The 23,296-nt window shown below is 65.9% G+C and carries 20 protein-coding genes; 3 read left to right on the forward strand and 17 right to left on the reverse strand.

Features of this window, described 5'->3' with window-relative positions; all coding sequences use genetic code 11:
* The first annotated feature begins 16 nt into the window (after window positions 1-16).
* Both apaG and ACQGNJ_RS15235 read left to right on the forward strand, forming a co-directional pair.
* Entirely contained in the window at window positions 17-400 is a 384-nt protein-coding gene (apaG, locus tag ACQGNJ_RS15230) for a Co2+/Mg2+ efflux protein ApaG (protein ID WP_426690100.1), read from the forward strand.
* A gap of 15 nt (window positions 401-415) precedes the next feature.
* The gene (locus ACQGNJ_RS15235; protein WP_426690101.1) at window positions 416-1,267 is read left to right on the forward strand and encodes a symmetrical bis(5'-nucleosyl)-tetraphosphatase; all 852 of its coding nucleotides are present in this window, start codon (window positions 416-418) and stop codon (window positions 1,265-1,267) included.
* Window positions 1,268-1,364: 97 nt separating this feature from the next.
* Here ACQGNJ_RS15235 and secA read toward each other — a convergent pair whose 3' ends face one another.
* Together secA and ACQGNJ_RS15245 are read right to left on the reverse strand one after the other, a co-directional pair.
* Complete coding sequence (gene secA / locus ACQGNJ_RS15240; protein WP_426690102.1) at window positions 1,365-4,109, reverse strand: preprotein translocase subunit SecA; 2,745 nt, start codon at window positions 4,107-4,109, stop codon at window positions 1,365-1,367.
* A 209-nt stretch (window positions 4,110-4,318) separates the two neighbouring features.
* Complete coding sequence (locus ACQGNJ_RS15245) at window positions 4,319-5,248, reverse strand: M23 family metallopeptidase (protein WP_426690103.1); 930 nt, start codon at window positions 5,246-5,248, stop codon at window positions 4,319-4,321.
* Between the two features lie 27 nt (window positions 5,249-5,275).
* On the opposite strand from ACQGNJ_RS15245, the gene ACQGNJ_RS15250 reads away from it, so the two are divergent.
* On the forward strand, window positions 5,276-5,758 hold the full coding sequence (locus ACQGNJ_RS15250; RefSeq protein WP_426690104.1) for a DciA family protein: 483 nt from the start codon (window positions 5,276-5,278) through the stop codon (window positions 5,756-5,758).
* Between the two features lie 178 nt (window positions 5,759-5,936).
* Here the strand turns inward: ACQGNJ_RS15250 and lpxC are convergent, their stop codons facing one another.
* From lpxC to mraZ, 15 genes are all read right to left on the reverse strand, one after another.
* Window positions 5,937-6,851: a UDP-3-O-acyl-N-acetylglucosamine deacetylase gene (gene lpxC / locus ACQGNJ_RS15255; RefSeq protein WP_426690105.1), complete on the reverse strand. Its 915-nt coding sequence runs from the start codon at window positions 6,849-6,851 to the stop codon at window positions 5,937-5,939.
* 487 nt (window positions 6,852-7,338) lie between these two features.
* The gene (gene ftsZ / locus ACQGNJ_RS15260) at window positions 7,339-8,532 is read right to left on the reverse strand and encodes a cell division protein FtsZ (RefSeq protein WP_426690106.1); all 1,194 of its coding nucleotides are present in this window, start codon (window positions 8,530-8,532) and stop codon (window positions 7,339-7,341) included.
* A 123-nt stretch (window positions 8,533-8,655) separates the two neighbouring features.
* Window positions 8,656-9,888: a cell division protein FtsA gene (gene ftsA / locus ACQGNJ_RS15265; RefSeq protein WP_426690107.1), complete on the reverse strand. Its 1,233-nt coding sequence runs from the start codon at window positions 9,886-9,888 to the stop codon at window positions 8,656-8,658.
* 10 nt (window positions 9,889-9,898) lie between these two features.
* Window positions 9,899-10,633, reverse strand: coding sequence for a cell division protein FtsQ/DivIB (locus ACQGNJ_RS15270; RefSeq protein WP_426690108.1), 735 nt, complete (start codon window positions 10,631-10,633; stop codon window positions 9,899-9,901).
* On the reverse strand, window positions 10,630-11,649 hold the full coding sequence (locus ACQGNJ_RS15275; protein ID WP_426690109.1) for a D-alanine--D-alanine ligase: 1,020 nt from the start codon (window positions 11,647-11,649) through the stop codon (window positions 10,630-10,632). Before ACQGNJ_RS15275 ends, ACQGNJ_RS15270 begins: the two co-directional genes overlap by 4 nt.
* On the reverse strand, window positions 11,646-13,085 hold the full coding sequence (murC, locus tag ACQGNJ_RS15280; RefSeq protein ID WP_426690110.1) for a UDP-N-acetylmuramate--L-alanine ligase: 1,440 nt from the start codon (window positions 13,083-13,085) through the stop codon (window positions 11,646-11,648). The genes ACQGNJ_RS15275 and murC overlap by 4 nt, the downstream gene beginning before the upstream one ends.
* A complete protein-coding gene (gene murG, locus ACQGNJ_RS15285) occupies window positions 13,082-14,155 on the reverse strand; it encodes an undecaprenyldiphospho-muramoylpentapeptide beta-N-acetylglucosaminyltransferase (protein ID WP_426690111.1) in 1,074 nt (357 codons plus the stop codon). Before murG ends, murC begins: the two co-directional genes overlap by 4 nt.
* Window positions 14,152-15,387 carry a putative lipid II flippase FtsW gene (gene ftsW, locus ACQGNJ_RS15290; protein ID WP_426690112.1) on the reverse strand — a complete coding sequence of 412 codons (1,236 nt, stop codon included), beginning with the start codon at window positions 15,385-15,387 and terminating at the stop codon, window positions 14,152-14,154. The genes murG and ftsW overlap by 4 nt, the downstream gene beginning before the upstream one ends.
* Before the next feature lie 129 nt (window positions 15,388-15,516).
* The gene (mraY, locus tag ACQGNJ_RS15295) at window positions 15,517-16,617 is read right to left on the reverse strand and encodes a phospho-N-acetylmuramoyl-pentapeptide-transferase (protein ID WP_426690113.1); all 1,101 of its coding nucleotides are present in this window, start codon (window positions 16,615-16,617) and stop codon (window positions 15,517-15,519) included.
* Complete coding sequence (locus ACQGNJ_RS15300) at window positions 16,607-17,980, reverse strand: UDP-N-acetylmuramoyl-tripeptide--D-alanyl-D-alanine ligase (protein ID WP_426690114.1); 1,374 nt, start codon at window positions 17,978-17,980, stop codon at window positions 16,607-16,609. Before ACQGNJ_RS15300 ends, mraY begins: the two co-directional genes overlap by 11 nt.
* Complete coding sequence (locus ACQGNJ_RS15305) at window positions 17,977-19,485, reverse strand: UDP-N-acetylmuramoyl-L-alanyl-D-glutamate--2,6-diaminopimelate ligase (protein WP_426690115.1); 1,509 nt, start codon at window positions 19,483-19,485, stop codon at window positions 17,977-17,979. The genes ACQGNJ_RS15300 and ACQGNJ_RS15305 overlap by 4 nt, the downstream gene beginning before the upstream one ends.
* Window positions 19,482-21,296 carry a peptidoglycan D,D-transpeptidase FtsI family protein gene (locus tag ACQGNJ_RS15310; RefSeq protein WP_426690116.1) on the reverse strand — a complete coding sequence of 605 codons (1,815 nt, stop codon included), beginning with the start codon at window positions 21,294-21,296 and terminating at the stop codon, window positions 19,482-19,484. The genes ACQGNJ_RS15305 and ACQGNJ_RS15310 overlap by 4 nt, the downstream gene beginning before the upstream one ends.
* Entirely contained in the window at window positions 21,293-21,553 is a 261-nt protein-coding gene (gene ftsL / locus ACQGNJ_RS15315; protein WP_426690665.1) for a cell division protein FtsL, read from the reverse strand. Before ftsL ends, ACQGNJ_RS15310 begins: the two co-directional genes overlap by 4 nt.
* Before the next feature lie 5 nt (window positions 21,554-21,558).
* Window positions 21,559-22,485: a 16S rRNA (cytosine(1402)-N(4))-methyltransferase RsmH gene (gene rsmH, locus ACQGNJ_RS15320; RefSeq protein ID WP_426690117.1), complete on the reverse strand. Its 927-nt coding sequence runs from the start codon at window positions 22,483-22,485 to the stop codon at window positions 21,559-21,561.
* 43 nt (window positions 22,486-22,528) lie between these two features.
* The gene (gene mraZ / locus ACQGNJ_RS15325) at window positions 22,529-22,975 is read right to left on the reverse strand and encodes a division/cell wall cluster transcriptional repressor MraZ (RefSeq protein ID WP_426690118.1); all 447 of its coding nucleotides are present in this window, start codon (window positions 22,973-22,975) and stop codon (window positions 22,529-22,531) included.
* Window positions 22,976-23,296 lie beyond the last annotated feature (321 nt).

Genomic DNA, 23,296 nt, shown 5'->3' on the forward strand with positions numbered 1-23,296 from the left:
GCCGTACAATCGCGACATGACTGAAAAACCTTCCTACACGATCGACGTGCAGGTCCAGACCCGTTTTGTTCCGGACCAGTCGAAGCCCGGTGACAATCGCTACGTTTTCGCCTACACCATCACCCTGCGCAACGCCGGCGCCATGCCGGCGCGCCTGCTTGCCCGACGCTGGATGATCACCGACGCCAACGGCAAGGTGGAAGAGGTCAGTGGCGAGGGCGTGGTCGGCGAGCAGCCCTGGATGCGTCCTGGCGACGATTTCGAGTACACCTCGGGTGCCGTGCTGGAAACATCCGTCGGCACCATGGGCGGCAGCTACCAGATGCTGGCCGACGACGGCACCGAGTTCGAGGCGCCCATCCCGACATTCACCCTGTCCATCCCGCGTACGCTGCATTGATGGTCAGGGGCTGACATGGCGACGTACGCGATCGGCGACGTGCAGGGCTGCTATCCCGAATTGCAACGCCTGCTGGAGAAGCTGCGCTTTGACCCGGCGCAGGACCAGCTGTGGTTCTGCGGAGATCTGGTCAACCGCGGTGGGCAGTCGCTCGATACGCTGCGGCTGATCCACAGTCTGCGCGAGTCCAGCATCATCACCCTGGGCAACCACGATCTCAGCCTGCTGGCGATCGCCCAGCGTCGCCCGGATGCGCAGGCGCGGGTCAACCCGGAGTTGCGCGAAGTCCTGTTCGCCGACGATGCGCCCGTGCTGTTCGAATGGCTGCGCTCGCAGAAGCTGGTGCACCACGATGAGCAGCTCAACTGGACCATGGTGCATGCCGGGCTGGCCCCGATGTGGACACTGCGGCAGGCGCTGCGTGCCGCGCAGGACGTGGAGCGTGAACTGTCCAGCCCGCGTCACCCGCGCCTGCTGCGCAACCTGTTCGGCAATCGCCCGGCCGTCTGGTCCAGTCGCTTGCAGGGGCTGGATCGCCAGCGCGCCACCATCAACACCACCACGCGCATGCGCTACTGCGACGTCAACGGCCGCATCGACTTCGATGCCAAGGGCATTCCGGGCACGCAGAAACCCGGGCTGTATCCGTGGTTCTCGGTGCCCGGCATGCGCCAGCGCGACACCCGCATCGTCTGCGGCCACTGGTCGACCCTGGGTCGTTTCGCCGGACTGGGCGTGCACGCGATCGATACCGGTTGCGTGTGGGGCGGACAGCTCACCGCACTGCAGCTGGATGGCGGCGAACTGCGCTATATCACGGTCGACGCCGAACCCCACCGGAAGCGGCCGCCCGGCGGCGAGGACTGAACAGCGAGAAGTGAGTGAAGAGGAGTGAGTAGTGAGAGAAGGCTGTGCGGCTTTCTCTCTTTTCTCACTCCTCTTCACTCACTCCTGCTCTTCGCGCTCAGGCGAGTTGGCCGTGGCAGTGCTTGTACTTCTTGCCCGAGCCGCACGGGCATGGCTCGTTGCGACCGACCTTGGGACCGTCCGGTGACGCCTGCTGCTGCGCCAGACGCATGCCCGCACCCACCGCCGACGCCTGCTCCGGCACGCCGCCGAACGCACCGGCCGGCGGCGCACCGCCACCGGACGCCAGCATCTGCTGCTGCAGGCGATCAGCCAGGCGCTGCTGTTCGGCCTCCATCGCGGCAACTTCCTCTTCGCTGCGAACGCGGATGCGCGCCAGCATCTGGATCACTTCGGACTTGATGCGGTCGAGCATGCCGGAGAACAGCTTGAACGACTCGCGCTTGAACGCCTGCTTCGGATCCTGTTGCGCGTAGCCCACCAGGTAGATGCCCTGGCGCAGGTAATCCATGCTCGCCAGATGATCCTTCCAGGCATTGTCCACCACGGTCAGCATGATGTGCTTCTCGAGCTGGCGCATGGTTTCGGCGCCGATCTGCGCTTCCTTCGCCTGGAACAGCTCGTTCACCGCGCCATGCACGTGTTCGAGGATCATCTTCGCGTCGATCTCGTGCTGCTGCTCGATCCAGTGCTTCAGGTCCAGCGACAGGCCCAGCTCGCTTTCAAGCTCGCGATCAAGCCCGGCGAGGTCCCATTGTTCGTCGATGCTTTCATCCGGCACGTAGGCACGCACCATCGACTGCACCACGTCATCACGGATGTCGGCAACGGTCGCCTGCACTTCCTCGCCATCGAGCAGCTCGTCGCGTTGGCGATAGATCACCTTGCGCTGGTCGTTGGCGACGTCGTCGAATTCCAGCAGGTGCTTGCGGATGTCGAAGTTGTGCTGCTCGACCTTGCGCTGGGCCTTCTCGATCTGCCGGCTGATCATGCGATCTTCCAGCGCGTCGTCGTCCTTCATGCCGAAGCGCTTCATCCAGCGCACCAGGCCTTCGCCGCCGAAGATGCGCAGCAGGTTGTCTTCCAGCGACAGGTAGAAGCGCGAGGAACCCGGGTCGCCCTGGCGGCCGGAGCGGCCGCGCAACTGGTTGTCGATGCGCCGCGACTCATGCCGTTCGGTGCCGATGATGTGCAGGCCACCAGCCGCCAGCACCTGTTCGTGCAGCTTCCTCCACTCCGCCCTGACGCGGGCGCGATCGACTTCGCCGGCATCTTCCGGCAACGCCGCCAAGGCGACTTCCAGGCTGCCGCCGAGCACGATGTCGGTACCGCGACCGGCCATGTTGGTGGCGATGGTGACCTGGCCAGGCGCACCGGCCTGGGCCACGATGTGCGCCTCGCGCTCATGCTGCTTGGCGTTCAGCACTTCGTGCGTCACGCCAGCCTTGTTCAACAGGTCGGAGAGCAGCTCGGACACCTCGATCGAGGTGGTGCCCACCAGCACCGGCTGGCCGCGCTTGTGGCAATCCTTGATGTCCTCGATCACCGAGTTGTACTTCGGCGTCTGCGACAGGAAGATCATGTCCGGGTTGTCCTTGCGGATCATCGGCTTGTGGGTGGGGATCACCACCACTTCCAGGCCGTAGATGCTCTGGAACTCGAACGCTTCCGTGTCGGCCGTACCGGTCATGCCGGCCAGCTTCTTGTACATGCGGAACAGGTTCTGGAACGTCACCGTGGCCAGCGTCTGGTTCTCGCGCTGGATCGGCACGCCTTCCTTCGCCTCGACCGCCTGGTGCAGGCCGTCGGACCAGCGTCGCCCGGCCAGCGTACGGCCGGTGAATTCGTCGACGATGATCACTTCGCCATCGCGCACGATGTAGTCGACGTCGCGCTGGTAGATGCCGTTGGCTCGCAACGCGGCGTTGAGGTGATGCACGACGGCCAGGTTCTTGGAGTCGTACAGGCCGCTGTCCTCCTCGATCACGCCAGCGGCACGCAGCAGTTCGTCGGCGTGCTGCATGCCTGCCTCGGAGAGATGCACCTGCTTCTGCTTTTCGTCGACCCAGTAATCGCCATCGCCGTTCTCTTCGGTCTGGCGGATCATCTGCGGCACGATCTTGTTCACCGCAAGGTACAACTGCGGGGAGTCTTCGGCCGGGCCGGAAATGATCAAGGGCGTGCGTGCTTCATCGATCAGGATCGAGTCCACCTCGTCGACGATGGCGTAGTGCAGGCCGCGCTGGTAGCGCTGCTCCTTGCTGAGCGCCATGTTGTCGCGCAGGTAGTCGAAACCGAATTCGTTGTTGGTGCCGTAGGTGATGTCGGCCGCATAGGCCGCGTGCTTGTCGGCGTGATCCATGCCCGGATACACCACGTCGACCTTCAACCCCAGGAAGTTGTACAGCTTGCCCATCTGGGCCGAGTCGCGCCGCGCCAGATAGTCGTTCACGGTGACCACATGCACGCCCTTGCCGGCCAGCGCATTGAGGTAGACCGGCAACGTGCCGACCAGAGTCTTGCCCTCACCGGTGCGCATTTCGGCGATCTTGCCCTGGTGCAGCACGATGCCGCCGATCATCTGCACGTCGTAGTGGCGCATGCCGAGGGTGCGCTTGGCTGCCTCGCGCACCACCGCAAACGCTTCGGGCAGCAGCCTGTCCAGCGACTCGCCGCTGGCGACGCGCTGTTTGAACTCCTCGGTCTTGCCGCGCAGCTCGTCGTCGCTCAGCTTCTCGAATTCGGGCTCCAGCGCATTGATGCGGTTGACGCTCTTGGACATCTGGCGCAGCACGCGTTCGTTGCGGCTACCAAACAGGCTCGTCAGGGCACGATTGAACATCGTTTTTCCGGGTTGGAGAATTGAAACGCCCGCCACAGGCGCGGGCCAATCGGGCATGTTACTACATGCCCACTCGGCACCGCCCGTCAGACCGGACTTGAGCGGATGCGCGCGGCAGCAAAGTGCCGCATCCAACATGCTGAATGGCGCCAGTCGGCGCCCGATTCAAGGGATGGAGAATCGCCGCGAAAAGGTGAGCGGGGATGGCATCAGCGGTGATTGCGCACGAACGCCAGCGGATTGACCACGCGGCCGTCGTACCACACCTCGAAATGCACGTGCGAACCGGTCGAGCGGCCCGTGGAGCCGGCCTTGGCAATCACGTCGCCGACCTGCACGTGCTGCCCCGGACGGACTTCGAGCGCGCTGTTGTGCGCGTAACGAGTCATGTATCCGTTGCCATGGTCGATCTCGACCACGTTGCCATAGCCGCTGCGTACCCCGGCGAAGGTCACCATGCCCTCGGCCACGGTATGCACCCGGGTGCCCAGCGGGGTCGAGATGTCGATCCCGGTGTGCCGCGCCGAATGACCATCGAACGGATCGGCCCGCACGCCGAAATACGAAGAAATGTAGCCTGGGACCGGCATGCCGGTCGGCTTGAGGTTGGACTCGATCTTGGCGTCCATCAGCAGGCTCTGCAGCGCCGACAACTGGGCCTGCTGGCGATCGAACTGGCTGGACAGCTGATTGATGCTGGTATCCAGCGCCGGGGGCAGCGCATAGGCGGTGCCACCGGCGTCCTCCACGCCACCCACGGCGGGCTGCTGATCGAAATTGAACTCGCCGTCGTCGAGCTTGCCGACCTCGGCCAGACGCTCACCGAGTGCATTCAGCCGGGTCGACTGTGCCTGCAACTGACCCAGCTTGACGGCCAGCGCGTCCAGTCCGCGTTGCGCATCCTCGCGCACGCCGCCCAACTGGGCCTTCTGCTGACGGATTTCCTGCTGCAGCGAATGAATCTCAGCCAGCGAGCGGTCCCGCGGACTGGCCACCAGCAGGGCCAGCGCCATCCCGGCACCCATGCAGCCGAGCACCGCCAGCGAGAGCGCCGCCAACAGCTTCCAGCGCAAGCGCCGATTCGCCAGATCAAGGGTTTGCGGCAATTTGCGGGCGCGTGATACGAGTATGATTTGCATGTCTTTCCAAGATCGATTGCCGGCACCATGCAACGCGTTACCCCGGCCACTTCCCGCCGCCGCGACAATGGACCGAAGTCGCTTGTCGATTGCGGCTCCTTCGCGACCCTGGCCCGCAAGGCCGAGTCGCTGGAAGCGCTGGATCGCGCATTGCGCCAGACGTTGCCATCGCCGTTGCGCGAGCAGGTGAGATTCGCCAACCTGCGCCACGACCGCCTCGTCTTTCTGGCGTCTTCACCGGGCTGGGCATCGCGCCTGCGCATGATGCAGACACAAATCCTTGCCGCCGCGCACGCCATCGGCACGCGCGCCAGTTCAGTCACCGTGAAAGTGGTCCCCCCACCACCGGTTGCAACGCCACCGGATCGGTCAAAACCGCTTTCGCCTGCCGCAGCCGCCCACCTTGTGGCAGCCGCCGCGTCATTCACAGACCCCGAATTGCGGGCACTGTTCCTTGAGCTGGCGTCCCTCGCCGAAACCGCTGATTCCCCTGCTGCCGACGCGGACTGAAGTCGCCGTCCGTCAATTCGGTGTGAGGTTTATAGCATGCACTTTGTTAAGAGAAACCGTGGATGTCTTCAGGACGTGAAGTCGCCGCCGATGAAAATGTGATTCCCATCACGAAAAACGGCCGTGTCTCGCGACACGGCCGTCCATTCGCAACATGCGCCGCGATGCGGCGTTCGGCTCAGATCGCCTGGGCGGGATGAGCGTAGGAGATCGGCGAAACGGCCGGATCTTCGTGGTAGGTGACCTCTTCCCACGCGGAAGCGTCGGCCATCAGCGTACGCAGCAGCTTGTTGTTGAGCTCATGGCCCGACTTGTGCGCGTGGTAGGCGCCAATCAGGCTGTGGCCGAGCAGGTACAGGTCGCCGATGGCGTCCAGGATCTTGTGCTTGACGAACTCGTCCTCGTAACGCAGACCGTCCTCGTTGAGCACGCGGTAGTCGTCGAGCACCACGGCGTTGTCCATCGAGCCGCCCAACGCCAGGTTGTGCTCGCGCAGCATCTCGATGTCGCGCATGAAACCGAACGTGCGCGCGCGGCTCACTTCCTTGACGAAGGAGGTGGTGGAGAAGTCGATCTCGGCGCGCGAGGTGCGCTGACTGATGATCGGGTGATTGAAGTCGATCGAGAAGCCGACCTTGAAGCCCTCGAACGGCTCGAAGCTGGCCCACTTGTCGCCTTCCTGCACTTTCACCGGCTTCTTGATGCGGATGAAACGCTTGGCCACGTTTTGTTCTTCGATGCCGGCAGACTGCAGCAGGAAGACGAACGGACCGGCGCTGCCGTCCATGATCGGAACTTCCGGCGCGGACAGGTCGACGTAGGCATTGTCGATGCCCAGGCCGGCCATCGCCGACAGCAGATGCTCGACCGTGGAGACGCGCACATCGCCGTTGACCAGGGTGGTCGACAGTCGGGTATCGCCGACGTGATCTTCGCGAGCGCGGATGTCCACCGGCGGATCGAGATCGACTCGGCGAAACACGATGCCGGTATTTGGCGCTGCAGGACGCAAGGTCATGTAGACCTTGTCGCCGGTGTGCAGGCCAACACCAGTCGCCCGGATGATGTTCTTGAGGGTACGCTGCTTGATCATTTTTGTTGGTACCTGTGTAGGCAGCAGCCAATCAGGAGCGGATGCTAACACAGTTTTAACCTGCGATAAAAGCAAACCGTACCGTACAGTCTGATTAAGCCTTCATGGTTCCTTCATCCCTGAAGCGACGGGTATCGATCTCATTTCCCGACGGGAACCTCGAGTGACACGACGCCCCGTGCCTGGGACGGGAATCCGGCACGGGACATCGGACCCGTCATCACGGCAAAACCGTGGTGACCGGCCGTGCATCGTCCTGACGCACAGTCTTGTTGCGGTATCACGGTGAATCACCAGCAGGAATCCGTCACACCCTTCGCTGCGCCAGCCATGAGCACCTCGGCCTGCGCCGACACCGTCGGCAAGCGACGATGCCCGGCGAACCTGCCATTGATCCGCCCAGCGAGAATTTTTTCAATACTTTCGCATCTCCCCGGACTTGGACAACCTGTCAGAAGTCAGCCTGCCGGAAGTCACCCTCACTCCCTCAGTCGGCCTGGCGGCGCAGGAACGCCGGGATATCCAGATAGTCGAAACCCGGCTCGGCATGCTTCGCCGGTGCCGACGGCTCGGTCCTGCCCTGGTTTGAATGCATCACGTCAGGCTGAGCATAGTCGACCACCTCATTGCCGGTACCGGTGCGCAGCACCACCGGACGCGGGCGCATCTGCACCTGCTGGGTGGTTTCCACCATGCGGATCGGCGATTGCTGGCGCGAGGCCATGGCCCGGTTGAGGCCGGTGGCGACCACAGTGACGCGGACGTCGTCCTTCATTTCCGGGTCGAGCGAGGTGCCCATCACCACGGTAGCGTCTTCGCTGGCGAAGTCGTGGATGATCCGGCCGATCTCGTCGAATTCGCGCATGGTGAGGTTCGGACCGGCGGTCACGTTGACCAGGATGCCGCAGGCGCCATTGAGGTTGACGTCTTCCAGCAACGGGTTCTTGATCGCCGCTTCGGCGGCAGCCTGGGCGCGGTCATCACCGCGAGCGGTACCCGAACCCATCATCGCCAGGCCCATTTCGGACATGACCGTACGCACGTCGGCGAAGTCGACGTTGATCAGGCCCGGAGCGGTGATCAGGTCGGCAATGCCCTGCACGGCGCCCTGCAGCACGTCGTTGGCAGCCTTGAACGCGTTGAGCAGGGTGACTTCGCGGCCGAGCACGCTGAGCAGCTTCTCGTTCGGCACGGTGATCAGCGAGTCGACATGCTGGGACAGGTCCTCGATGCCCTTCAGGGCGACCTGCATGCGCCGGCGCCCCTCGAACGGGAACGGCTTGGTCACCACCGCCACGGTGAGGATGCCCTTCTCCTTGGCCAGCTGGGCCACTACCGGCGCGGCGCCGGTGCCGGTGCCGCCGCCCATGCCGGCGGTGATGAACACCATGTCGGCACCTTCGAGCATCGCCTCGATCCGCTCACGGTCCTCCAGCGCGGCCTGCCGGCCGACCTCGGGGTTCGCGCCGGCGCCGAGACCCTTGGTCACGTTGCCACCGAGTTGCAGGTGGGTACGCGAGCCACAGCTGGTCATCGCCTGGGCATCGGTATTGGCGACGATGAATTCCACGCCTTCGATGTTGGAGTTCAGCATGTGCGCCACGGCATTGCCGCCGCCGCCGCCCACGCCGATCACCTTGATGACTGCATTGGGTGCGAGTTTTTCAATCAATTCAAACATTTCCCGTCCTCCGTAGAGTTGTTGTCGTTTTAACCATGGATGACGACTCCTGTCGGTCCATGGTGGTGGGTGGATATCCCTCCACCCTGGGCAACGCTTCCTGCGCCACCCGAAACCGAATGCTCAAAAATTCCTGGTCAACCAGCCGCGCAGCTTGCCGACCAGGCCGCCAACGCTGCCGCCGACCGGCCCGCCCATCCGCATGCCGCCGGCGCGCGCGCCATGCAGCAGCAGACCGACGCCGGTGGCGTGCAGCGGACTGGAGACAACTTCGCCGAGGCCGTCGATCTGCTGCGGCACGCCGATCCGCACCATCTTGTGGAAGATCTCCTCGGCCAGTTCCAGCGCGCCTTCCATCTTGGAAGCGCCACCGGTCAGCACCACGCCGGCCGCGACCAGGCTTTCGTAGCCGGAGCGGCGCAACTGGTCCTGCACCATCTCGAAGATCTCCTCGTAGCGTGCCTGCACGCTCTGCGCCAGCGACTGCCGCGCCAGCCGGCGTGGCGGGCGATCGCCCACGCTGGGTACCTGGATGGTTTCCTCGGCATGCGCCAGCCCGGTCTGCGCGCAGGCGTACTTGATCTTGATTTCTTCCGCATGCGCGGTCGGCGTGTGCACGCCGTAGGCGATGTCGCTGGTCACCTGGTCGCCGCCGATCGGCAGCGAGGCGGTGTAGCGGATCGAGCCCTGGGTGTAGATCGCGATGTCGGTGGTGCCGGCACCGATGTCGACCAGGCACACCCCCAGCTCGCGCTCATCGTCGGTCAACACCGCCTTGGCACTGGCCAGAGCCGAGGGCACCAGTTCGTCCACGGTCAGCCCGCAGCGCTGGATGCACTTGGTGACGTTCTGCACCGCCGCGGCCGCGCCGGTGACCAGGTGCACGTTCGCCTCCAGCCGCACGCCGCTCATGCCGATCGGTGCGCGGATGCCGTCCTGGCCGTCGATGCGGTATTCCTGCGACTCCTTGTAGAGCACCTTGCGATCGGCCGGAATCGCCACCGCGCTGGCCGCTTCCAATACCTGCTCCAGGTCGCTGGCGGTGACCTCGCGGTCGCGAATCGCCGCGTTGCCGTGCGAATTGCGGGTCTCCAGATGGCTGCCGGAGATCGATGCGTACACCGAGCGGATGTCGCAGCCGGCCATCAGCTCCGCTTCCTCGACCGCGCGCTGGATCGAGTGCACGGTCGATTCGATGTCCACCACCGAGCCGCGTTTCATGCCGCGCGATACGTGCGTGCCGATGCCGATCACCGTGATCGGCTCGCCCGGTTCGTATTCGCCGACGATCGCCACCACCTTGGAGGTGCCGATGTCGAGACCGACCACCAGTTGCTTGTCGTTGCGCGGCTTCATAGAAGAATGCTCATGTGCGAGGCGAATCCCCAGCGTTGGCGGCGGCCGCTTGCGGCCAGCGCACGGCGAATCCATTGGTGTAGCGAAGGTCGGCGTAGCTGAAGCCGTCGGCATGTCCGACGACCAGCTGCGGGTAGACATCGAGGAAGCGGCGCAGGCGGCGGCCGGCCTCCTCGCGATCGCCGATCACGATCTGCGCGCCGCTGGCCGTGCCGATACTCCAGCTGCCGCGTTCGGTCAGCGACACGCCGGTGATCTGCAGATGCGTGCCGGTGAAGGCCTTGCGCGTTTCGGCATAGAAGCTCACCACCTCGGCCAGCCGGGCATCCGGACCATGCAGTTCCGGCAGGTCGCCGATGTGGTCCATGCCCGGCGCGTCGAACACCAGTCCCTGGCGGCTGATCAGCTGCCTGTCGTTCCAGCGGGCAAACGGCTGGCGTTCGTAGATGCGCAATTGCAGGGTATCGGGCCAGCGCTTGCGTGCCTCGACCGATTCCACCCATGGCAGCGCGGCCACGGCTTTCTGCACGGCATCCAGATCCAGCGCGAAGAAGCCCTTGCCCAGCCGTGGGCGCACGGCGGCGCGGATGTCGCTTTCGCTGACGTGCTTGAACTCGGCCTGCACCGTCAACTGGGTCACCGGCCAGCGGTCGGCCGCAAACCAGCCGCGCAACACGCCGACGATCGGCAGCGCGACCAGCACGATGGCCAGACACCAGGCGACGAGGCGGACGGTTCCCTTCACTGGGCGCCTCCGGTGGAGTCGGGGAATTTGGGATTCGGCATTCGGGAATCGCTGGAGCCGGCGACTTGCGGTCCAAAACTGGTTTCCAGAACGCGCCAGCACAGTTCCTGGTAATCGATGCCGGCAGCAGCAGCCGCTTTCGGTACCAGCGAATGCGAGGTCATGCCCGGCGCGGTATTCACTTCCAGCAGCCAGTTGCCGCCGGCGCGGTCGCGCATCACGTCGACCCGACCCCAGCCGGCGCAGCCCAGTGCATCGAAGGCCTGCAAGGCCAGCGCGCGCAGTTCCGCCTCGGCGTCACCTTCCAGGCCCGGGCACAGGTACAGCGTGTCCTCGGCGATGTATTTCGCGTTGTAATCGTAGAAAGCGCCCTTCGGCACGATGTGGATCGACGGCAGCACCTGGCGGCCGAGAATGGCGACGGTCAGCTCGTCGCCCTCGATCAGCGTCTCCATCAACAGGTCGCCGGGATACTTCGCCGCCAGTTCGACTGCCTGGTCCAGCTGCGACTCGTCGAACACGCGGGTGACGCCCACGCTGGAGCCTTCGCAAGCCGGCTTCACGATCAACGGGAAACCAACCTGCTTCGCCGCCGCATGCACATCCGCGCCGCGCGGCAAGGCCACGAACTTCGGCGTCGGCAGACCCAGCGACTGCCACACGCGCTTGGAGCGGGTCTTGTCCATCGACAGCGCGGAGCCGAGCACGCCCGAACCGGTGTAAGGCACGTTGAGCGACTCCAGCGCGCCTTGCAGCACGCCGTCTTCGCCGCCGCCATGCTGGCCATGCAGGATGTTGAACACGCGCGCGAAGTGGCCGGCGCGCAGTGCATCGAGCAAGGCCGGAATGCCGTCGATCGCCTGCGCGTCGATGCCGCGTGCCTGCAGCGCGGCCAGCACGTTGCGGCCGGAATCCAGCGACACTTCGCGCTCGGCCGAGCTGCCGCCCATCACCACCGCGACGCGGCCGAACTGGGCGGGGTCGCTGATCCTGGCCATCTTCTCTTGGGTACTCACTTGTTTGTCCTCAGGTGGCCGAGCTGGGCCAGCTCGACCGCCGCCGAGCCGATGTCGCCGGCGCCGAGCAGCATCAGCAGATCGCCATCGCGCAGCAGGGTCGGCAGGCTGTCTTTCAGATCGCGCGGATGCTCGACCAGCACCGGATCGACCTTGCCGCGCGCGCGCACGGCACGGGCCAGCGCGCGGCCGTCGGCGCCGGCAATCGGCGCTTCGCCGGCCGGGTAGACATCGGTCAGCACCAGCACGTCGGCCTCGGCCAGCACGTTGGCGAAGTCATCCAGCAGGTCGCGCGTGCGGCTGTAGCGGTGCGGCTGGAAACCCACCACCAGGCGACGCTCCGGCCAGCCGCCGCGGGCGGCGGCGAACACGGCGGCCAGTTCGCGCGGGTGATGACCGTAGTCGTCGATCAGCAGCACGCTGCCCTGATCCAGTGCGAGTTCGCCGCGCCGATGGAAACGCCGGCCGACGCCTTCGAAATTCTCCAATGCACGTGCCAAGGCGCTCGCCTCGACCCCGAGCTGCCAGCCGATCGCCGCGGCGGCCAGCGCGTTCAGCACGTTGTGCCGGCCCGGCAGGTTGAGCTTCACCGGCAGCAATCCATCGCGCCCCGGCAACTGCAGCTCGAAGTGCATTTCGAAACCGTGCTGGCTCACATTCAGTGCGCGCACGTCGGCATCCGCCGTGTCGATGCCGTAGGTCATCACGCGACGCGTGGTGGACTTCGCCAGCACGGCCACCTCGGGATCATCCACGCACAGCACGGCCAGGCCATAGAACGGCAGCCGGTGCAGGAAGTCGGCGAAGGCCTTCTTCACCTCGGCGAAATCGCCGTGGTAGTTCTCCAGATGGTCGGCGTCGATGTTGGTGACCGCCGCGATCACCGGCGACAGCAGCAGGAACGAGCCGTCCGATTCATCGGCTTCGGCGACCAGATACTGACCGGTGCCCAGGCGCGCGTTGGCGCCGGCCGCATTGAGCTGGCCACCGATCACGAAGGTCGGATCGTAGCCCGCTTCGGCCAGCACGCTGGCGGTGAGGCTGGTGGTGGTGGTCTTGCCATGCGTGCCGGCAATTGCCACGCCGCGGCGGAAGCGCATCAATTCGCCGAGCATCTCGGCGCGCGGAATCACCGGGATGCGTGCCGCACGCGCGGCGACCAGCTCCGGGTTGTCCTGCTTTATCGCGCTGGAGGTGACCACCACGTCGGCATCACCGATGTGCTCCGCCGCATGGCCGATGTGCACGGCGATGCCCAGCTGCTGCAAGCGCTGCGCCGTCGGCGAGTTCGCGCGGTCGGAGCCGGACACCGCGTAGCCCAGGTTGTGCAGCACCTCGGCGATGCCGCTCATGCCGACACCGCCGATGCCGATGAAATGCACCCGGCGGAAGGTGCTCATCGGATCTTCGTGGGCGTGCAAGCGACGCGGGGTCATGCGGCAACCTCCAGGCAGGCCTGCGCAATCACCTGTGCGGCATCGGGCTTGGCCAGCGTGCGCGCAGCCTCGGCCATCGCCAGCAGTCGGTTGCGATCACCCAGCAGCGATTCCAGTCGCTGCGCCAGAATCTGTACGTCCAGCTCACTCTCCTGCATCAGTTCGGCCGCTCCCGCCGCCATCAAGACTTCGCCATTGCGCGTCTGGTGGTCGTCCACCGCGTGCGGGAACGGCACCAGTACCGCGCCGAGTCCCGCGGCGGCCAGTTCGGCCAGGGTCAGTGCGCCGGCGCGACAGACCGCCAGATCGGCCCAGCCATAGCTGGCGGCCATGTCATCGATGAACGCCACCACCTGTGCCTCGACGCCGGCCTTCGCGTACGCCTGGCGCGCCTCGTCGAGGCCGCGGCTGCCGCACTGGTGCAACACGTCGGGTCGCTGCGCCGGCGTCAGCTGGGCCAGCGCCTGCGGCAAGGCGAGATTCAACGCGCGGGCGCCCAGGCTGCCGCCCAGAACCAGCAGGCGCGGTCGACCGTCGCGCCCGGCCATGCGCGCAGCCGGCGGCGGCAACGCCGCGATTGTGCTGCGCACCGGATTGCCGACCCATTCGGCCTGCGGCAGCGCATCGGCGAAACCGGCCAGCACGCGTTTCGCCAATCGGGCCAGTTGACGGTTGGTGAAGCCGGCCACGCGATTCTGCTCATGCACCAGCAGCGGGCGACGCAACAGCCAGGCGGCGAGTCCACCCGGGCCGGCAACGTAGCCGCCCATCGACAGCACGCTGCGCGGATTCACCTGGCGCAGCACACTGATCGAGGCGAACAACGCGCGCAACAGCATCAGCGGCGCCAGCAGGCGCGTCTTCCAGCCCTTGCCGCGCAAACCGCCGACCACCACCGTGCGCAGCTCGATCCGTTGCGCCGGCACCACCCTGGTCTCCATGCCGCCGACCGCACCCAGCCAGACCACCGGCACGCCCTGGGCGCGCAGGCAGTCGGCCACGGCCAGGCCGGGGAAAATGTGACCACCGGTGCCACCGGCCATGATCAGCACGGGACGCTGCACGGTCATGCGGCCACCGCCTCGCGCGGCTTCGCCGCGACATTCGCATCGGTTGCCACAATGGCCGACGGCATGCGGGTGGCCATCTGGCGCGCGTCCAGCGCGCGATTGATTTCGAAAGTGGCACGCAGCAGCACGCCGGCCATGGCACAGGTCAACGCCATCGACGAGCCGCCGTAGCTGATCAACGGCAAGGTCAGGCCCTTGGTCGGCAAGGCGCCGAGATTCACGCCGACCGAGACGAACGCCTGCATCGCCAGCATCAGCGAGATGCCGAACGCAACGTAACCCGCAAAACGCTGACCGACTTCGACCCCCTTCAGGCCGATGTACAGGCCACGCCCCACCGCCAACCCGAACAGGCTGATCACCAGAATCACCCCGGCCAGCCCCAGCTCCTCGCCGATCACCGCGAAGATGAAGTCGGTATGTGCCTCGGGCAGGTAGGACAGCTTCAGCACGCTGGAACCCAGGCCCACACCAGTCCATTCGCCACGGCCGATCGCCATCAGCGACTGGGTCAGCTGGAAGCCGTCGTTGAACGGATCCTTCCACGGATCCATGAACGAGGTCAGCCGCTTCATGCGGTAGCTTTCGCCGGTGGCCGCGACATACAGCAGCGGCATCAGCGGCAAGCCCATCAGGAACAGGAAGATCGGTCGCGCGCCACCCAGCCAGACCATCGCGATGGTCACCGCGATCACCAGCGTGGCCGAACCGAAGTCCGGCTGCGCCAGCAGCAGCAGCACGATCATGCCGGCCACCATCACCGGCTTGAACAGGCCGAGGAACTTCGTCTCCACGCTCTCCCGATGGCGGACCAGGTAGCTGGCGACGTAGACCACCAGAATGAGTTTCACCGCCTCCACTGGCTGGAACGTGGTGACCAGCAGGTTGAGCCAGCGCCGCGCGCCGTTGATGCGCATGCCGAAGTGCGGCACGAACACCGCCAGCAGCAGCAGGAAGGCCAGCGCCAGCAGCGGAAACGCGAACTTCTCCAGCAGCTTCAGCTCGGTGCGCATGGCCACGCCCGCGGCGAACAGGCCCAGGCCGAGAAACAGCAAGTGCTTTTTCAGGAAGTAGAACGCACCGATGTGCTGGCTGTCAGCCACCGAAATCGAGCTCGAGGTCACCATCACCACGCCCACGCTGGCCAGCCCGATCAGCGCGACCAGCAACCACAGGTCGAAGCTGCCGCGCGGTCCGGTTCGGCGTTTGGCCTGGGTGGTGGCGTCAAACATGGGCACCTCCGGTGCTGGATTCGGGATTCGGGAATCGGAATTCGCAAGAGCGCACGCACATCCGCGGCATCGCGGTGCGCCCGCCTCTACGAATCCCGATTCCCGAATCCCGAATCCCGGCTCTCATGATCAGCGCACCTTCAACGTGGCAAGGCCGATCAGCACCAGCACGACGCTGATGATCCAGAAGCGCACGATCACGCGAGGCTCCGGCCAGCCCTTCAATTCGAAGTGGTGATGGATCGGCGCCATGCGGAACACGCGCTTGCCGGTGAGCTTGAAGCTGGCCACCTGGATCATCACCGAGGCGGTTTCCATCACGAACACGCCGCCCATCACCAGCAGCACCACCTCCTGCCGCACGATCACCGCCACGCAGCCGAGCGCCGCGCCCATCGCCAGCGCGCCGACGTCGCCCATGAACACCTGCGCCGGATAGGTGTTGAACCACAGGAAGCCCAGCCCGGCCCCGGCCAGTGCGCCGGTGAAGATCGCCAGCTCACCCGCACCGGGAATCGAGGGAATGCCGAGGTATTCCGAAAACACCTTGTTGCCGGCCAGATAGGCGAACACACCAAGCGCGCCGGAGACCAGCACGGTGGGCATGATCGCCAGCCCGTCCAGGCCGTCGGTGAGGTTCACCGCGTTGGAGAAGCCGACGATCATGAAGTAGGTGATCACCACGAAGAACAGCCCGAGCGGCAGCACCACGTGCTTGAACAGCGGCAGATAGAGCGCGGTCTCCGCCAATGGCACGCCAGCGGGAGCGTGAGGTGCGGTGTAGTAGAGAAACAGCGCGGCGCCCAGGCCGAACACCGACTGCCAGAAATACTTCCAGCGGCTGGCCAGGCCCCGACTGTCCCTCAACACCAGCTTGCGGTAGTCGTCGTAGAAGCCGATCGCGCCGAAGCTCAGCAACACCGCCAGCACCACCCACACGTAGCGGTTGTGCAGGTCGGCCCACAGCAAGGTCGCCACGGTGACCGACAGCAGGATCATCACCCCGCCCATGGTCGGCGTGCCGGCCTTGACCAGGTGCGTCTGCGGACCATCGCTGCGCACCACCTGGCCGGCCTTCAGCGCGGCCAGCCGGTTGATCAGCCATGGACCGCACAGCAGCGACATGGCCAGCGCGGTGAGCGCGGCCATGATCGTGCGGAAGGTGATGTACTGGAACAGATGCAGCGCCGTGAAATGCCGTGCCATCCAGTCCGCCAGCTCAAGCAGCATGGAATGCCTCCCCGTTGTTCGTTTCCGCCGTTCCCACCAGGGCGGCCACCACCTGTTCCATGCCGGCCGAACGCGAGCCCTTCACCAGACAGGTGACTTCCGGATGCAGCCGCGAGCGCAGTGCGGCGACCAGCGTCGGCTTGTCGTCGAAATGCTCGGCACCGGTGCCGAACGCCTCGACGGTGGCGGCACCCAGCGGACCCACCGCGAACAGCCGCTCGATGCCGCGCGCGCGCGCCATCGCGCCGATGCCGGCGTGCAGCGCCTGCGCGTCGGCGCCCAGCTCCGCCATGTCGCCCAGCACCAGCCAGCGCTCGCCGTCGGCGAGCAGCAAGGTGTCGATCGCCGCCGCCATCGAGCCGGGGTTGGCGTTGTAGCTGTCGTCGATCACGGTCCAGCCGCCGCCGGCCACTTCGCGGCGCAAGCGGCCGGCCACGCCGGATGCCTGCTCGAGCCCGATGACGATGGTGTCCAGCGGCACCTGCAGCGCCAGCGCCACCGCGGCAGCCGCCAGTGCATTGGCGATGTTGTGCCGCCCGGGCAGCGGCAGGCTCACTTCGGCGTCGCCTTGCGGCGTGCTCAGCACAAACCGCGAACCATCCATGCGCTGCTCGACGATGTCCGCGCCGACATCGGCCGGATGGTCCAGACCGAAGCGCAGTACCTGGCGCGAACCTGCCAGTCCGGCGAAGAAGCTGGCGAATGCGTCGTCGGCATTGATGATTGCCGTGCCGTCGGCCGGCAACGCCTGATACAGGGCGCCCTTGGTCTCGGCCACGCCTTCGATGCTGCCCATGCGCTCAAGATGCGCCGGCGCGATGAGCGTGACGAGGCCGATATCGGGCCGTGCGATGGCGGCCAGATAGGCGATGTCGCCGGGCTTGCCCGCGCCCATCTCGAACACCGCGTATTCGGTATCGGCCGGCATCGCCAGCAGGCTCAACGGCAGCCCCAGTTCATTGTTGTAGTTGCCGCCGCTGACATGGGTGCGCCCGTGTCGCGACAGGATCGAGGCAACCAGCGTCTTCACCGTGGTCTTGCCATTGGAGCCGGTGATGCCGACCACGCGCACATTGCGCTGGGCGCGTATCGCGCTGGCCAGGTCGCCCAGCGCCAGCTCGGCGTTGTTCACCAGCACCTGCGGCAGTTCACTGTCGACCCTGCGCGTGACCATCGCGGCCACCGCACCGCGGGAGGCGGCCTCGGCCAGATAGTCGTGGCCGTCGGCGCGCTCGCCCTTGATCGCCACGAACAGGTCGCCGGGCTGCAGCTTGCGCGTGTCGATGGCAACGCCGGTGACTTCGGCATCGCCATGCAGCAGGCGGCCACCGGTCCACACGGCGATGGTGCTCAGCGCCATCATGCGCGATGCTCCCGGCCGAACTGCTCCAGCGCTGCGCGCGCCACCAGCAGATCGTCGAACGGATGCTTGCCGGTCGCGCCGTCCTGATAGGTTTCGTGACCCTTGCCGGCGATCAGCACCACATCACCGGCGTGCGCCAGCTGCAGTGCATCGGCGATCGCCTGGGCGCGGTCCCGCTCCACCGTCATCGCCGGCGCCGCGGTCATGCCGGCGACGATCTGCGCCACGATCGCATCGCCATCTTCGCCGCGCGGATTGTCGTCGGTGACGATGGCCACGTCGGCCAGTCGCGCCGCAATTTCGCCCATCAGCGGGCGTTTGCCCACATCGCGCTCGCCACCGCAACCGAATACGCAGATCAGCTTGCCGGCGCAATGCGCGCGCACCGCGTTCAGCGCCTGCTCCAGCGCGTCGGGCGTATGCGCATAATCGACGACCACCAGCGGCTGGCCCGGCGCGCCGCCGAGCCGGCTCATGCGTCCGTTGACCGGCTGCAGCTGCGCCACCGCATCGACGATGCGCGCGAACGGCTCGCCCAGCGCACCGAGGCAACCCACCACGGCAAGCAGGTTGGCCACGTTGAAGCGGCCGAGCAGGTGGCTGCGAATTGCCCGGGTACCCCAAGGGGTACGCAGATGGAAGGCCAGACCCTCGACCGAAGTGACGATGTCGCTGGCGGCGATTTCCGCGTCGCCGTCACCGGCCATGCTGAAGCGCAGCTTCTGCACGCCCTCGGGCACCCGGGTGGCCAGCTCGCAGCCAAACGTGTCGTCGGCGTTGATCACCGCGCTGCGCAGTCCTGGCCAGGCAAACAAGCTGGCCTTGGCCGCGCCGTAGGCTTCCATGCTGCCGTGATAGTCCAGGTGATCGCGGGTGAGATTGGTGAACGCGGCGACCTCGAAATCCACCGCGGCCACGCGCCCCTGCACCAGCGCATGGGACGAGACCTCCATCGCCACGTGGCTGACCCGGTCATCCCGAAATGCCGCCAGCTGTGCCTGCACGCTGATCGCATCGGGCGTGGTGCGCTCGCCTTCATGCAACTGGCCGTGCACGCCGGCACCGAGGGTGCCGATCGAAGCGGCGCGATGGCCGAGCAGGGTCAGCGCCTGCGCCAGCAACTGCACGCACGAGGTCTTGCCATTGGTGCCGGTGACGCCGACCATCCGCAGCGCCTCGCTGGGACGCTCGTAGAAGCGTGCGGCGATCTCGCTGACTTGCTCGTGCAAGCCATCGATCCACAGCACCGGAACCTCGAGCGCAGCGACATCATCAACGGCCGGCGCTTCGGCCAGCACGACGCGGGCGCCGCGCTGCACGGCGCCGGCGGCGAAGGTGATGCCGTGTGCCTGAGTGCCGTTCAAGGCAAAGAATGCATCGCCGCGCGCCACTCGCCGCGAATCCAGTGCCAGTCCGGAAACCATCAGGCGACCGGCCTCGGGCCTGGCCGCCAGCTGCGCGTCGGCGATGCCGAGCAACAATTGGTCAAGATGACCGGTGCTCATGGCGAGTCTCCATCGATCGGAGCATCGTCAATCGGCGCATCCGCCGGCGGCTTGCTGCCGACCAGCCCGTCCACGTTCTGCAGCGGGCCGCCGACATACCAGCGACCGATGTTGTCCGGGGGCACGTCGAGCAGGCGCAGCGCGCCCTCCATCACCTTGGAGAACACCGGACCGGACACGGTGCCGCCGTAGTAGCTGCCCTTCTGCGGATTGTCGATCACCACCACTGCCGCCAGGCGCGGGTTGGACGCCGGCACGATGCCGGCGAACGCCGCCGTGTAATTGCTCTTGGCATAGCCACCCGCGTTCGCCTTGTGCGCCGTGCCGGTCTTGCCGGCCACGCTGTAGTTGGCGATGCGCGCGGTGGTGCCGGTGCTGCCCGGACCGGTCACCGTCTCCATCATCTGCAGCAACTGGCGCGACACTTCAGGCGAGATGATCTGCCTGGCCGTGTTGCTGTTGTCCTTGATGAAGGTCGGCGTGTGCATCACGCCGCCGTCGGCAATCGTCGCGTAGGCATTGGCCAGCTGCAGCACGGTGACGTTGAGGCCGTAGCCATAGCCCAGGATGGCCTTTTCCAGCGGGCGCCAGTCGCGACCGATGCGCAGGTAGCCGGAGGCCTCGCCGGGGAAGCCGCTCTCGGTGCTGTTGCCGAAGCCGAACGCGCGATAGGTGTCGTACATCAGCGGTGTATCCAGCGTCATCGCGATGCGCGCCGCGCCCACGTTGCTGGACTTGGTGATCACGCCAGTCGGCGTCAGCACGCCGTAGTTGTGGGTGTCGTGGATGTCGTGGCCCTGGAAGAACCAGTGCCCGCCGGTGGTGTCGATCAGCGGGCTGGTCGGCGTGTACTTGCCGCTGGACAGCGCCGCCGCCATCAGGATGGGTTTTACCGTCGAACCCGGCTCGAGCACGTCGGTCATCGCCCGGTTGCGACGCTGGCTCGGCTTGCTGCCACCGAGCGCATTCGGGTTGTAGGTGGGCAGGTTGACCATCGCCAGCACTTCGCCGGTCTTGATGTCGAGCACCACCATCGAGCCGGAGTCGGCCTGCGATTTCTCCAGCGTGTTCTTCAGTTCGCTGTAGGCGAGGAACTGGATGCGCCGGTCGATGCTCAGGGTGAGGTTCTGACCTGGCTTCGGCGCGCGCACCTGCTCCAGATCCTCGACCACGTGGCCCATGCGATCACGGATGACGCGCTTGGCGCCCGGCTTGCCGGCCAGCCATTCGTCGTACGCCAGTTCCAGTCCCTCCTGGCCGCGGTCATCGATATTGGTGAAGCCCAGCACGTGCGCGGTCACCTCACCGGACGGGTAGTAGCGCTTGAACTCGCGCTGGCCGTTGATGCCGGGAATGCCCAGATCAAGCACGGCCTGCGCCGCGGCCGGTGCCATCTGCCGGCGCAGATAGACGAATTCGCGGTCGGAACGCTGCGCCAGCTGGGCTTTCAGGCCATCCGCATCCACACCCAGCGTCTGCGCCAGCGCGGGAATGCGGTCGTCGTTGTCGAGCACTTCGGACGGATTGGCCCAGATCGACATCATCGGCGTCGACACCGCCAGCGGCTCGCCATTGCGGTCGAAGATGGTGCCGCGCGATACCGGAATCGGCACCTCGCGCACGAAGCGCGCATCACCCTGGCGCTGGTAGAACTGTTTGCGCACCACCTGCAGGTCGAACGCGCGAGCGACCAGCGCGACCGAAACCAGACCGAGCAGCCCGACCACCACCACCATCCGCCGGCGCGCGCTGGGACCAGCAGCGCGGCGGCGACCTGGCTGGGACGGCTTGACGTGCTTGCGCCAGCTCATCGCAGCAACCGGATGTCTTGCGGGCGCGGATCGACCATGCCCAGTTTCTGCCGTGCCTCGTCATCGATGCGACGCGGTTCGGCATAGGTGGCCTGCTCCAGTTCGAGCTTGCCGTATTCGATGTTCAGTTCATCGCGCTGGTTTTGCAGCGCGGTCAGGTTGACGAACAGCACACGGCTTTCATGGCGCGTCCACACCACGCCGATCGCACTGGCCAGCACGGCGGTCAGCAGCATCAGCAGGCAGATGGCGCCGATCGCCTTCATCCCAGTTTCTCCGCCACGCGCAATACCGCCGAGCGCGAGCGCGGATTCGCCGCCAGCTCGGCGTCGGACGGGAACTGCGCCTTGCCGACCGCGGCCAGCTGTGCCGGCGCGGCCTGCACTGGCGGCCCGCGGCGACTGTTCTGCACGCGGCCGGCGTGGTCGCGGATGAACAGCTTCACCGCGCGATCCTCCAGCGAGTGGAAACTGATCACCGCCAGCCGGCCGCCCGGCTGCAATCGCTCCAGCGCGGCGTTCAGGCCCTGCTGCAGGGCGTCCAGCTCACCGTTCACGCGGATCCGCAGTGCCTGGAAGCTGCGCGTGGCCGGATGCTTGCCTGGCTCGCGCCGACCCACCAGGCGCTCGATCAGCGCCGCCAGCTGGCCGGTACGGGTGAACGGGGTGGCGTCGCGATCGGTCACGATGGCGCGGGCAATGCGCCGGCTATGCCGTTCTTCGCCGTAGTTCCACAGCACATCGGTGATCTCGCGCTCGCTGGCCTGGGCCAGGAAATCCGCCGCGCTCTCGCCCTGGCTGGTGTCCATGCGCATGTCCAGCGGCGCGTCAGCCATGAAGCTGAAGCCGCGGGCCGCTTCGTCCAGCTGCGGCGAGGACACGCCCAGATCGAGCAGCACGCCGTCGAGGCCGGCGGCGGTTTCGTCCCACTCGGCCAGGCTGGAGAAATTGGCGTGGCGGATCGACACCCGCGGGTCGTTGGCAAATTCGGCTTGCGCGGTGGCGATGGCGGCGGGGTCGCGATCCATCAGCAGCAGACGGCCGTCAGGGCCCAGGCGTGACAAAACCGCGCGAGCGTGACCGCCGCGACCGAAGGTTCCATCGAGATAACGCCCGCCCGCATGCACGGCGAGTCCCTCCACTGCTTCACCCAGCATCACCGGGATGTGCCGCAAAACTTGCTCGGCCATGCCGCACTCCCGCTCCCGTTTTTTCGTGTGTTGCCGCGCCCGTTTACAGGCGCAGTTCGGCCATTTCGTTGGTGATGTCGTCTTCGCCGATGCTCTGGCGGATCTTGGCCAGGTGGGCCTGTTCGCTCCACAGCTCGAATTTGTTGCCCATGCCCAGCAGTACCGCCTTCTTCTCGATCCCGGTGGTGGCACGCTGGCTGGACGGCAGCAGGACACGCGCCGCGCCATCGGGCTCGACCACCGCCGCGGCGCCGACCAGCTTCATCTGCATGTCGCGATGGGCGGCCTTGACCTTGGGCAGCGCGTTGACCTGATCGCGCACCTTTTCCCACTCGGCATGCGGGAACAGCCACAGGCAGCCCGGCTCGAACGGGTTGTAGGTGATCACCAGACGATTGGCGCACTCGCCCGCCACCTGCTCCCGATACGCTGTCGGAATGGTCAGGCGACCCTTGTCGTCGATGGTGATGGCGGTTTCGCCCTGGAACACGATCAGCAGACTCCACGAAATCCCACGATTTCACACTGGAACCCACGATAATCTCGTGCCATGAGACTGTCAAGGTAATTTCGCTTGTGAATCAAGGAGTAAAGGCGAAATCCTGACCACACATGCAGCATATTCTCAGGAACACCAGCAAGGTGTTTGAAAGCAGGGAATTTTTTGTGGTTTCCCCCGCGTCACTTCCCGCCATAAAGGCGTGAAATCCACGCGAAGTCAGCCCTTTTCCGGGTTTCGGGATGAACATTCGTTCACGCGGACACACCCACTCGCCACCCCGACCCGCAGGTCGAGGTGGCGAGGTGTGCA

Source organism: Rhodanobacter ginsengiterrae (genome assembly GCF_050026815.1).
GTDB classification, from domain to species: Bacteria; Pseudomonadota; Gammaproteobacteria; order Xanthomonadales; family Rhodanobacteraceae; genus Rhodanobacter; species Rhodanobacter ginsengiterrae.